The sequence below is a fragment of the Mesorhizobium sp. M1004 genome (genome assembly GCF_040318795.1).
Classification (GTDB): Bacteria; Pseudomonadota; Alphaproteobacteria; order Rhizobiales; family Rhizobiaceae; genus Mesorhizobium.
The window spans coordinates 615,060-626,842 of the sequence record NZ_JAMYNB010000001.1 but is presented as its reverse complement, the minus strand read 5'-3'; the positions used below and the strand labels follow the sequence as shown (position 1 = coordinate 626,842).

The window sequence follows — 11,783 nt, the reverse complement described above, 5'->3', positions numbered from 1 at the left end:
TCCGGCCTCCGCTCTCATTAGGTCATCTTCTCACAGGATATGAAAAAGGGCAGCCTTTTCTAGATTGGCTGCCCTTCCTGGTTTGGCTTTGCCGAATTAGTCGGCTCAGCTTCCGAGCGCGGTCTTGACCGCCGCTGCCGCATCGCCGCCATCGAAGGTGGTGACGCCGGCAATCCACGGCGCAACCGCGTCAGGGTGCTTCTTCAGCCAGTCGGCTGCGACCGTGTTGGCGTCGCCGCCCTTCAGGATCGCGTCCATCATCTCGCCTTCCATGTCCAGGTTGAACTTCAGGTTGGCGATGAACTTGCCGGCATTCGGGCATTCGGTGGTGTAGCCCTTGCGCACATTGGTGTAGACGGTGGCGGCGCCGAAGCCGCTGTCGCCCATGCCGTCGAGATAGGTGAGCTTCATGGCGCCCATCACCGGATGCGGCGTCCAGCCGAGGAAGGCGATCCACTCATTGTTCTTGATCGACTGCTCGGCCTGCGTCAGCATGCCGGCTTCCGAGGACTCGACCAGCTCGAAGCCTTCGAGATTGTCCTTCGGGTTCTTGATCATGTCGAGGATGATGCGGTTGCCGTCATTGCCCGCCTCGATGCCGTAAATCTTGCCGTTGAACTTGTCCTTGAACTTGCCGATGTCGGTCAGCGACTTGACGCCGGCCTCCGCGACATAGGTCGGTACGACGATGCCGTAGCCGGCGCCGGTCAGGTTGGTGCCGATCGTCTCGACCGAACCATCGGCGGTGTAGTCCTTGATGTCGTTGGTCATCGACGGCATCCAGTTGCCGAGGAAGACGTCGAGATCCTTGTTTTTCAGCGACGCCATGGTCACCGGTACCGATAGCTGGATCGTCTGCGGCTCGTAGCCGAGCGCGGTGAGCAGCACCGAAGCGACGCCGGTGGTTGCCTGGATGTCGGTCCAGCCGACATCGGAAAGGCGCACCGCCTTGCAGCTCTCCGGATCGCCGGCAAGTGCAGCGCTCGTGGACAGAAAAGTCGCCAGGCCGAGGCCGGCGACGAAGGTGTTCATACGCGACATTGGCAGTCTCCCATTGTGATTCTTTGGCGAAGCGTAGTTACGGTTTCTCTGCCCGCCTTGTTTCGTCAGCCAAACACCATTCTGGTGTGGTTTCAAGCGCTAAGACAATCACGATCAACGGCGCGGACTGGCCAAACAGCGACACGCCCGCCGCTTTTTCGATTGCAGATGGCTTTTCCCATGAAATGCAGCGGTGCCCTCTCCCCGCGCCGCGCCAACTCGGCTTAAAAGGACGGCATGGCCAAGCTCTACTTCCACTATGCGACGATGAATGCCGGCAAAACGACAATGCTGCTGCAGGCGTCCTACAATTATCGCGAACGCGGTATGACGACGATGCTGTTCGTCGCCGGCCACTACAGAAAGGGCGATACCGGGCTGATCTCGTCGCGCATCGGCCTGGAGACGGAGGCCGAGATGTTCCGCGACGGCGACGATCTCTACGCTCGCGTCGCCGAGCATCACGAACATACGACGGTGCATTGCATCTTTGTCGACGAGGCGCAATTTCTCGAGGAAGAGCAGGTCTGGCAGCTCGCCCGTATCGCCGACCGGCTGAACATCCCGGTGATGTGCTACGGCCTGCGCACCGACTTCCAGGGCAATCTGTTTTCCGGTTCGCGAGCGCTTCTGGCCATCGCCGACGATCTGCGCGAAGTGCGCACCATCTGCCGCTGCGGCCGCAAGGCGACGATGGTCGTGCGTCTCGGCGCTGACGGCAAGGTGGCCAGACAAGGCGAACAGGTGGCGATCGGCAAGGACGTCTATATCTCGCTCTGCCGCCGCCACTGGGAAGAGGAAATGGGCCGCGCCGCGCCCGACGATTTCATTGGCTTCACCAGAGGCTGAACGGCCGGGACAACATGAAAATTCTGCAGTTCACAGTTGATTGCCCGTTTCCGCCGGTCTCCGGCGGAGAGATCCGGAACGCCGCCAATGCACGAGCCCTGGCATCGATGGGCGAGGTCCTGACGGTAAGCCTGACTGGCGCCCCGGCACCCTCCACACCGCCGAACATCCGTCACCGGATCATCGAGGCAGCGCGCGGCAGGGCGCCTTGGGGCAGGCGCAGCCCGCACCCGACCGTGCATATGATGCCGGACGACGAGCTGGCCGAAGCCGACGCCATCTGGAGGGAATTCGCGCCCGATCTCGTGGTGATCGAGGAGATCGTGCTTTCGCAGCTGCTGACGCTGGCGCCGAAGCATCGCGCGCGCACCGTCCTTGACCAGCACAACATTGATTCCCGGACGGTGTCCGACCGGATCGCCGGCCTGACGCTGTGGCAGCAAATTCGAGACTGGCGCCAAAACAGGCGAAGGAAGGCAGAGGCGCGCGAAGCCGACAGGTGTGCGGCTGCCCTGGCCGACCAGGTCTGGGTTTGTTCGCGGGCCGACGAAGCGCTTCTGTCCGCTCTCGGCCCCGTCAACGACGTCAGGTTCGTCGCCAACCCCATTCCAGACGAGAGCGTGCTTTCCCTGCCAATTGCTGCCGAGCGCTTCAGTGAGCTCAGCCTGTGCTTCATCGGGCATCTCGGCTACTTCCCAAACATCGACGCCGTCAAGCAGATCGGCCGCGCGATGGCGCCGCGCCTCGCCGCCTCCGGCCGGCCCTGGTCGATCACCGTCGCCGGCAGAAACCCGCGCGATGTCGTGCGCGGTCTATGCACCAGGCATGGTCTGCGGTTGATCGAGAACCCACCGCATCTGCCGGAATTGCTTGGGCGTGCCGGCTATGCGCCGATCCCGCTGCGCTTCGGCGGCGGAACCCGCATCAAGGTGCTGGAGGCGATGGCGGCGGGCCTTGTCGTCGCCGCCACCGAAAAGGCCGTCGAAGGGCTTGGCCTGCAGGCGGGCAGGCATTTCCTGTCCAGCGACGATGCCGGCAAGTTGGCATTGAAAATCATCGATCTCGCGACACGCCCGCAAGCGGCCGCCGAGATGGCGGAGATCGGCCGCGCTTTCGTGCGCGACAATCATTCGTCGGCGGCGATTGAAAAGCAGGTCAAGCAGGCGGTCGCGGCGATCCCGCGCACGGATTGAGCCCGGCTGCTATCCACCGGCATACGGCGTTTGTTAAGGCCTGCAGCCTATTTTGCCCTCAGCCAGAGCCAGCCGGGAACCGCCATGCTTCGAGCCATTTCATCAGGCCTTGTCATTTACTTGGCCGGTATCCTCGCCGCGCTGGCCGACGGCGATGCAGCACTTGGCAAGAAAGTGTTCTACCGCTGCATGGCCTGTCACGAGGCGGCAAGCGACCGCGACAAGGTCGGCCCGCATCTCCTCGGTATCGTCGGCCGCATCGCCGGCACCGCCCAGAACTTCAACTATTCGCAGGCCATGAAGGACGCCGGCGCGGCCGGCCTGGTCTGGGACGAAGCCAACCTCAAAGCCTATCTCGGCGCTCCCAAGCTGAAAGTACCCGGCAACAGGATGGGCTTCTCCGGCCTGAGCAGCGACGAGGACATCGCCAACGTCATCGCCTATCTGAAGGCCGATCCGAAGCCTTGAACGGCGCGATGCGTAGCGTGATGGCGACGGCTTCCGCCAGCTGTCTCGCGCTTGCAACTCATTGAGCCCTCTGTCGAATTCAGCACACCCACACTGTCCGAGATCGACTTCTTCGCAGCCGTCAAAGTTCAATGACAATTGAACAATACTTGGCCGGCTGGTTAATCACGCCATGACCCCGCCTTCATTGCCTTTCAAGACGACCAGGCATTTTTTTGTTTTCGGGGCGGGTCTTGTCTTGCGTCTTTCAATCCCCTGATACCCCACATATATTCGCCGCTGTTCGCAGCCAGCGACCGGAAGCCGAAGCGGGAGGCCCCTATGGCGACATTGCAGAATTTCGATGCCGAAATTGCCAAGACCAGGCAGGTCGTGCAGGACATGCGCTCCAAGATCGAGCAGTCCGGCACCGTGCTTGATACGCTGGCCACCGCCGACAAGAAGATCGGAGACGCCAATTTCGACATCGAGAATGCCCGCATCGAGGACGTGCTGAAGCAGCAGAAGGTGATGGAAGGCAACATCGCCGACCTGATCATCGGGCTGGAAGACGCCACCAACGTCTTCGGCACTGAATTCGAGAGCATGAAGAACTACACCGGCTGGGAAAGCTTCGTCGGTATCTTCTCGGCGCAACGCAAGCAGCGCATGCGCACCGACCGCGTCCGCAACATGTCGCTGGCCGGCAATCTGCAGGAGCTTCTGGTCAAGTCCGACACCATCGTCGGCATCCTGAAAGCGCAGAAAGAGGTCCTCGACCAGCGCTACAAGACCTCGGAAAACAGCCTGTCGCAGGTGATCGAGCGCCGCAAGGTCACCATGACCAACCTCGAGGCGGTGCAGAAGCGCATCGAGGAGGTCAATCCGCTGCTGCTCGACATCGAAAACAAGATCGCCGCTTCTACCAGTCAGAAGGAGCGCACGCAGCTTGAGGGCGAGCGCTCGAAACTGGCGACCGAATACAATGAAAAGCAGGCCAAGGAGCAGGAGCTTCTGGCCGAAAGCCAGACGCTGGAACGCTACACCTCGATGTTCCAGACCTTCGTCGATTCGCTCAACAATCAGATCGCAGCGCAGTCGACGCTTATCAACAAGCTGACCATCGATACCGAGCAGCGCATCGTGCTCTACAAGGCACTGGAAGATTCCTTGAAGACCGCCGCCCAGCAGGATGTCGCCCACAAGATCAACACGCTGGGCAGCCAGGTCGACAACACCGCCGAAGAGACCATGGCCGGCATTGGCGCCGCCTCGCAAAAGCACATCGGCGATCTTCTCGAAATGCACGAGAAGAACATGGTCGCCAGCTCCGACATCCAGCGCCGCAAGAAGCTCGCCGACGACGCCTTCGCCCGCCGTTTCGACGACGTGATGAAGAAGCACAATTCGGCCAACTACGTGCAGTCGTAAGGAGCGGCTGCACGCGGGCACACCGGCATGACTCCCGAAAACGAAGCGGCGGCGCGCTATTTTTCCGCCATCACGGCGGCACTCAGCGGCCTTGAAGTGTTCATGCGCGACGACCGCTCGCCGCTTTACCGGCACGGCATCGTCGCCAAGATTGTCGCCGAATACATTGCCCGGCTGGACAAATCGTTTTCCTGCTGGCGCAACCGGCTCGGCTTCATGGACACGTTCCGCATTTCGCGCGCCGACAGCGGCTATCCCGTCTTCCAGAACCTGCTCGAACTGGAAAACGACCGCCGCCAGGCCGAGGCGCGGCTGGCCAACATTCCGCTGGCCGGCGAATTGCGCGAGGAAATGGCCGACTTCATCCTGCGCCACAAGGAATTCCCCGAAGCGCTGCAGAAGTCGATGGCCGAGCGGCTCTATCTCGAGGACGTCAAGAGCGAACAGACTTTTGGCCCGTTCTCGCTGGCGCAGACGGCCAAGGTCTCGGTCAATCCAAAGACCGGGCGCCCCTATTACCTCGTGCACTGGGCGAGCTTCGACGGCAGCGCCAACCTGCCGCTGGTCTACATGGTGACGGTGGAGGATTCCTCCGAAAGCATGATCCGGCAGCTCGTTGACAGCAGCGGCAAGCTCAATGAACGGGTCGACATCCCGCTGCCGGTAGACGGTCTGCTCAACCCCGAACTCGCCCATCGTTTCGACGATTTCACCGAGAAGAATTCCGCCTACACGCTTTCGCCCGCAACGATTGCGGTCAATCTCGACAAGGATTTCGAGCCGCTGCACCCCAAGCAGCTGCGCCGCGTCGTGCTCGGCCCCTTCTATTCCGCGGGCATTACCGACAACAATTCGACGGTGGCCGAAGTGCTGGCCAAGGTGCGCAAGCCGGAAAATGCCTGGCTGCTCACCTGGACCATCCAGGAGATCTACTCCAAGGGCGAGAAGCCCGGCCGCAAGGGGCTGTTTTCGAGCGATAAGACGACGCAGGAATTCTTTATCAACACCGACGATCTCGAAGCCGCGCGCCAGGGTGTGTCGAGCTACGAGAACCACGCCCTGATCCCGCACGAAGCCTATCAAGCACTCTACGCCGCCGGCGAAGCTCAAAAGATCTTTTCCGGCTACAAGGTCCATATTCTGTCCAACGGACAGGTGATCAGCGATGTGTGAGGTGGCATTTTTGGTGGGCCTGACAATCTCCGGGGCGCGGTCAGGGGCAGAAGGCGATTGTGATCGAAACGGATAACCTTGCTTCCCGCAGTAATGAATCGCCCTACCGGGTTCTCGCTTGGTGGGATGTCGATATGCATATCGGTGCTTACAAGAAACACAAACTGACCGCCCGACCATTGCGTAACCTTGAGCGCATTCTCGGACACCGGGTTCACGTTGAAAGTCGGTGGCGTCATCGAGGATTACCGGATGGGGTGCGGAAGCTTGAAGCTTTCAATTATATCGATGTTGCAGACCCGGCGCTTGCCGCGTTTTTTGTTCTTCAACAAATTTCCGGCTTATCCGAATGGTTTTCCGGGTTCGGCTACAGACCGGTTACTTCGCGGTCTGAAGATGAAAATACAGACGGTGACACGATCTGTACTTTCTATTGGTACGAATTGGATCAATATGAAGCATACCGTCACATTCGATCCGGAGGCGTCATGCTCGTTCCGGTCGAAAAATTACCTGTCCGAACACGTAATTCATCCCGTCCGATCATTGGAATAAGACAGAGTCGGCAACCAAGATATAGCTACAATGTAAAAATCGTGATTCAGTTCTTTTGCGGCAATAGACAAAAGCTTGTCGAATATCACTGGCCAAGATTGATGAAAAGATATGCATTTGAGCCAGAAGACCGTGTTGAATTCGGACCGCCATCTAACAACGGAAAACCGAATCAGATTTGCGTTAGCGCGATGTTAGCGGACCTAACTGAGTACCAGGCTGTCGCTTATTGTCTTGCACGGACTGAGCGTTGCCGTTTCAAGCTTGGAGGGCCGGGAGAGGCCATCTTTCAAGCCGAACGCTTTCCCGATCACGAACCCTTTGACGGGATGTTTTCAATTTTGCTCACGCGAGGGCAGGCACAAGAGTGAGTCGCGAGGAGGATTGATACGATGGACACCGGCCTGACCACCATCCCGGAAGCCGCAATCGAAAAGCACCGCGCCACGGCGCAGAGCTTCATCACCCGCGTCGTGGTTCTGGAAGACCCTGCGCGCGAATCCGGCACAGCACTTGCCGGCACCAATCGCCGCTTTGTCTCGACAGTCTCGGTCGGCTCGGTGCGCCGTACCCGCGAGGTCGAGCTTACCAAGACCGTCGCCGCGATCCATCCCGACGACCAGTTGATGAGCATCCCGCAGCACACGCTGCTGTTCCGCGCCCGCCGCGGCCTGGCGATAGCGCTCGCCATCTCCGACGTCTTCGCCGAGGGCTCCGACCTCGAAAGCCTCCAGGCCAAGAACACCCGTGCGCCTCTTGAGGGCGATGAGGCGGCGACCTTCAAGAAGCTTCTGTCAGCCTCTGCTTACGTTTCGGCCTTCAGCCTTGCCTCCTATCTGTTCCAGCTGATCGACAGCGATGGCGAGGCGCCCAACGATATCCCCGAACCCGACTTCCTGTTCGACACGCCGCAGGACGCGGTGAAGTCGATCGTCGCCGGTCTCGACAAGGCGATTGCGGACTCCAAGGACGATGGCGACCTGACGACGCGCGCGCGAGCTTTTGCACGGGTCGCCATTGATGGGCTGCTGGCCCGCAAAGGCCGCTTCGACGGCATCGGTCCGTTCGAGAACGCCCACATCCGCATCGACGCCGACGATTTCACCCTCGACGGCTTCGACGTCGCGCCCGGCAAGCGTTCGAAACCGCTGGTGATGACCTTCAAGAAGCCCGAAGAGGTCGTCGGCAACCACATCGCCAAATACCAGTCGGTTAAGCTCGCCAAGATGCTGATGGCCTATGATTTCGAGCGCGAGCTGAACCCGTTCGTCGAGCTCGGCGGCTTCCTCTTCACCTTCATCGGCGATGGCGCGCCGGGCACCGGCAAGACGACGCTGATCCAGATGATCGCCGGCCTCGTCAACAATTATTGCCAGGTTGCCGGCTATCCCTTCGCCTATGAGAATTTCGGCGTCGACCAGATCTCGTCCTACCAAGGCAAATCCGGCCAGAATTGCCGCCAGTTCATCAACAATGTCTTGAACCCACGTGTCATCGGTTTCGGCACCGTCGACGACATCGACCAGGTGGCGGCCCGCCGCTCCGACGACCGCGCCTCGGCCGGCCAACAGGAAATCACCGGCGTCTTGATGGACGCCTTTGCCGGCGCCGGCACGGTGGTGCGCGGCAATTGCTCGTTCGGCATGTTTTCCAACTATCCCGAAAATGTCGACGATGCGCTGCGCCAGCGCGCCGGGGCCCGCTGGCTGGTCGACGGCCCACAGAGCCGCGACGACTATATCGACATCTTCGTCCTGCTTGCCGGCAAGAACCACAAGATCCCACTCGGCGACCACAAGCTCTACGCCGCGCAGGAGATCCAGCGCGCGATGACCGAAGCCTATGAGGAGCACGAGAAGCCTCAGGAAGACGGGCTGATGAAGGTCTATGAGCGCTACATGAAGGAGAATGGCGCGCCGAAATCGATGGCCGACATCGGCACCTATCTGCACCTGATCAAGGATGCCGAGCCGCGCTTCACCGGCCGAGCCATCAAGAACGTCACCGACGCCATCAAGATGCGCGCCATGGACATCGAGCTGCCCGACGACTGGTTCGAGAAGCCGGAAGCCTTCATGCACAAGGGCTACGACGAGAAGAAAGCCATGATCGAGGAACTGCGTGGGCCGTTCTCGATGGACATGGTCATGCAGGAGATCAACCGCTACGCCGACTCGGAGTTCCGCTATTCCGACAAATCCGACGACGCCGCGGTGGAGAAGCTGCTGCGCGACGCACGCCTGCGCGAACGGGCGGGGCGCGAGATGGAGGAGATGAAGAAGAAGGGGCTGTGGAATGCGTGAGCTTCCTTCGCTGCCCGCGGGTGCTGAAAGGCTTGGCGCTAACGCTGACGCCCCCCTCTCCCCGTCCTTCACGGGGCGAGGGCAAGGGTGAGGGGCGGCGCATGCGTGGACCAGAGATCGCTACGACCATACTGGCAGCTATCGAACAGCGCCTCGATCGGCACATCCGGACCAATGATCTTCGATTTTTGCCGCCAAAGGCCATGGGGAGACATGTCCTTGAATGCTAGCGCTGCCCCTCACCCTTGCCCTCTCCCCGTGCAGAACGGGGAGAGGGAGGCGTCAGCGTTGGCGCTTCGCCACAACAGGCAACGCCACTCGGAACGTTCTGCATGAGCCACGCCAAAAAGCCCGACCTTCTCCGCGACAATGAGCTGATCTACGGCCGCTTGCTCACCGTCGACGAGCCGCACCTCATCCAGCGTTACAACAAGGCGCTTGTCGCCTTCGGCCTCAAACCGACCAAGCTGAAGAGCTTCCAGATCGACCGCACCGGCTTCTCGCCCGAAGTGGCCGAGGAATGCGGCGACTACGACTATCTCGATCCCAACGAGGTCAACCGCCGCTTCGTCATTCTGACGCCGTCGCAGATCGATCTGCCGGTGGTGCACACCGCCTTTTCCAACACCTCGCAGCTGATGTTCGAGTTCATGTCCAAGAACCAGCGCGCCATCGATGCGCTGACCATCAAGGATGTCATCTACGGCGAGATCGAGGATTCCGTTCCCCTGGTCAACGACATCGAGGATCTGCTGTCGATCAGCCAGGTCGAGTTCAGGGTGCTTTCGGCCGAGGACGTGCTGGGCAAGGCCGCCGAACTCGGCAAGCTGGTCGACCGGCTGAAGCAGGAGCCCGATGCCTGGCGCGACAACACCATGCTGAGCCGTATGGTGGAGCTGGCGAAGGTCTGCGGCGATATCCGTGAGAATGCGCTGGTGCCCGACCAGGTGATCTTCCGCCACAACGCCTACTGGACCAGCCATTTCGGCGGCGTCTACGTCTTCGTCGATCCTGATATGACCACCGTCATCGGCGACCCGGCCGCCCCCGGCTTTCGCCGTTCGCGGCCCTGGCAGGTCAGCTATCTCTCGATCAACGATGCCGACAAGGTGTTCAAGTTCCTGGCCAGCACCGGCCGCATCGAACTGCCGCGCGCGTCATGGGTCGAAAGCTCGGGCTATCTCGAGCATCGCGCCGAGATGGTGGTGCGCGCTCTCATCCGCGACACAGAGCCGAACCGCAATTTGACCGAGGTCGACAAGGTCTGGCTGCAGACCTGGATCCATGGCCATGCCGATCTGATCACCAAGGACGGCAATTTCCCCTTTCTCAACGCCGCCAAGCGTGAGATCGCCCAGCTCGGCCATCTCAAGATCGAGGATGTGTTTCCGCAACAGCGCTTCCTGGTCGTGCGTGGCAAGCCCGACCATCCCGACGCCTGGCTGACCAACCAGCTGATCTCGGATTTCGTGCCGCAGGACTTTGTCTCGCGTTACGTCTTCAACAAGCCGGGCTTCTACAAGGACTATGACGGCTACAGCGACGCCTGGCGGTCGCATGTTGTGGACGTTCTGAAAACCACATATTTGAAAGACAAAGTGGCGTTTCGCACGCGCCTTTACGGCCTGACTGACTGAGGGGTGAACGAGAGCCATGCTTGATCCGATCGTGAATTTCTTCACCCGCATCTTCCAATGGATAGGCCGCGGCATCGGCCTCGTCATCGGCGCGATCCTGTGGCCGTTCCTCTGGGCTGGGCGCTGGTATACGCAGCGCGGCTGGATCCTGAAGGCTGTGGTCGGCCTCGCGCTTCTGGTGTTGATCGGCCTCTACGCCAATTTCTTCTACGCCACCCAGTGGTGGAACAAGTTCGATCCCAACTACGTCGACAAATACACCTTCGAGAACCGCAACATTTCCGCCGGCGAACAGGTCGCGGCCGGCGCCGGCACCGACACCGCCAAGACCTGCGGCAATTCGGGCATCGCCCAGGTGGCGGCCGACCTGACGGACTTCAACGTCAACCAGAATGCCTGGATCTCGTCGATGATCCTCTACAAACTCGGCCTGTTCGGCATCGACTGGGACAACACGCCGTTCATGGACAACAAGGCCTCGTTCCAGCGCGGCATCAACCAGGCGGTGCGGCGCACCGCCACCGAGCTTGCCGACAATCTCGGCCGTGTCCGCACCACATCGCAGATCGACGGCGACCTGCAGGATGCGCGCGGCAATCTGCAGTTCGACGAGGAGACCTGGTATTTCGGCCTCAACCCGTTCGGCCCCAAGACGCCGACGCCGAGCTATTATCGCGATGCCGTCACCAAGCTGCGCTCCTTCAACGCCCGCCTCGGCAGCTGCCAGGCGACGTTCGATGCCCGCGCCGACAATCTGAAGCAGTATATCGACCGCATCTCTTCCGACATCGGTTCGACATCGGCGATCCTCAAGGAGCGCGCCGAAAACCATAACAATGGCTGGTTCGACTTCCGCGCCGACGACCGCTTCTGGTTCGCCTATGGCCAGCTCTATGCCTATTACGGCCTGATGAAGGGCGCCCAGGCCGACTTCGAGGACGTCATCAAGGAAAAGCATCTCGGCAATCTGTGGGACACGATGGATGCGCAATTCGTCTCGGCCCTGCGCATCCAGCCCTTCATCATCGCCAATGGCCGCGAGGATGGCTGGATCATGCCGACGCACCTGACGACGATGGGTTTCTACGTGCTTCGCGTGCGCTCCAACATGGTCGAGATCAGCAACGTCCTGACTCAGTAGCGTTCACTGCTTT

Annotated in this window: 10 protein-coding genes; 9 read left to right on the top strand and 1 reads right to left on the bottom strand. The window is 60.6% G+C overall.

Annotation, left to right across the window (positions count from 1 at the left end):
* Positions 1-105: 105 nt before the first annotated feature.
* Positions 106-1,041 (bottom strand): choline ABC transporter substrate-binding protein, encoded by a 936-nt coding sequence (locus NKH54_RS03010; RefSeq protein WP_023686157.1) that lies wholly within the window; start codon positions 1,039-1,041, stop codon positions 106-108.
* A 237-nt stretch (positions 1,042-1,278) separates the two neighbouring features.
* On the opposite strand from NKH54_RS03010, the gene NKH54_RS03005 reads away from it, so the two are divergent.
* From NKH54_RS03005 to NKH54_RS02965, 9 genes are all read left to right on the top strand, one after another.
* On the top strand, positions 1,279-1,890 hold the full coding sequence (locus NKH54_RS03005; RefSeq protein ID WP_023683669.1) for a thymidine kinase: 612 nt from the start codon (positions 1,279-1,281) through the stop codon (positions 1,888-1,890).
* A gap of 14 nt (positions 1,891-1,904) precedes the next feature.
* Positions 1,905-3,083, top strand: a complete 1,179-nt coding sequence (locus NKH54_RS03000; protein ID WP_023691608.1) for a glycosyltransferase — start codon at positions 1,905-1,907, stop codon at positions 3,081-3,083.
* Positions 3,084-3,167: 84 nt separating this feature from the next.
* The gene (locus NKH54_RS02995) at positions 3,168-3,551 is read left to right on the top strand and encodes a c-type cytochrome (protein WP_023734985.1); all 384 of its coding nucleotides are present in this window, start codon (positions 3,168-3,170) and stop codon (positions 3,549-3,551) included.
* 321 nt (positions 3,552-3,872) lie between these two features.
* Positions 3,873-4,961, top strand: coding sequence for a hypothetical protein (locus NKH54_RS02990; RefSeq protein WP_023733373.1), 1,089 nt, complete (start codon positions 3,873-3,875; stop codon positions 4,959-4,961).
* A 27-nt stretch (positions 4,962-4,988) separates the two neighbouring features.
* Positions 4,989-6,134: a hypothetical protein gene (locus NKH54_RS02985; RefSeq protein WP_023806017.1), complete on the top strand. Its 1,146-nt coding sequence runs from the start codon at positions 4,989-4,991 to the stop codon at positions 6,132-6,134.
* A 59-nt stretch (positions 6,135-6,193) separates the two neighbouring features.
* The gene (locus tag NKH54_RS02980; protein ID WP_353027695.1) at positions 6,194-7,060 is read left to right on the top strand and encodes a hypothetical protein; all 867 of its coding nucleotides are present in this window, start codon (positions 6,194-6,196) and stop codon (positions 7,058-7,060) included.
* Positions 7,061-7,081: 21 nt separating this feature from the next.
* A complete protein-coding gene (locus NKH54_RS02975; protein WP_353027694.1) occupies positions 7,082-8,992 on the top strand; it encodes an ATP-binding protein in 1,911 nt (636 codons plus the stop codon).
* 332 nt (positions 8,993-9,324) lie between these two features.
* Entirely contained in the window at positions 9,325-10,629 is a 1,305-nt protein-coding gene (locus tag NKH54_RS02970) for a DUF6638 family protein (protein WP_023823386.1), read from the top strand.
* A gap of 16 nt (positions 10,630-10,645) precedes the next feature.
* Positions 10,646-11,770, top strand: coding sequence for a DUF2333 family protein (locus NKH54_RS02965; protein ID WP_023686165.1), 1,125 nt, complete (start codon positions 10,646-10,648; stop codon positions 11,768-11,770).
* The last annotated feature ends 13 nt before the right edge of the window (positions 11,771-11,783 follow it).

What these genes read in the sequence shown, in the direction of transcription:
- NKH54_RS03010 (WP_023686157.1), bottom strand. Translation starts at nt 1,041, where the DNA reads ATGTCGCGTATGAACACCTTCGTCGCCGGCCTCGGCCTGGCGACTTTT.
- NKH54_RS02990 (WP_023733373.1), top strand. Translation starts at nt 3,873, where the DNA reads ATGGCGACATTGCAGAATTTCGATGCCGAAATTGCCAAGACCAGGCAG.
- NKH54_RS02985 (WP_023806017.1), top strand. Translation starts at nt 4,989, where the DNA reads ATGACTCCCGAAAACGAAGCGGCGGCGCGCTATTTTTCCGCCATCACG.
- NKH54_RS03000 (WP_023691608.1), top strand. Translation starts at nt 1,905, where the DNA reads ATGAAAATTCTGCAGTTCACAGTTGATTGCCCGTTTCCGCCGGTCTCC.
- NKH54_RS02965 (WP_023686165.1), top strand. Translation starts at nt 10,646, where the DNA reads ATGCTTGATCCGATCGTGAATTTCTTCACCCGCATCTTCCAATGGATA.
- NKH54_RS02970 (WP_023823386.1), top strand. Translation starts at nt 9,325, where the DNA reads ATGAGCCACGCCAAAAAGCCCGACCTTCTCCGCGACAATGAGCTGATC.
- NKH54_RS02975 (WP_353027694.1), top strand. Translation starts at nt 7,082, where the DNA reads ATGGACACCGGCCTGACCACCATCCCGGAAGCCGCAATCGAAAAGCAC.
- NKH54_RS02995 (WP_023734985.1), top strand. Translation starts at nt 3,168, where the DNA reads ATGCTTCGAGCCATTTCATCAGGCCTTGTCATTTACTTGGCCGGTATC.
- NKH54_RS03005 (WP_023683669.1), top strand. Translation starts at nt 1,279, where the DNA reads ATGGCCAAGCTCTACTTCCACTATGCGACGATGAATGCCGGCAAAACG.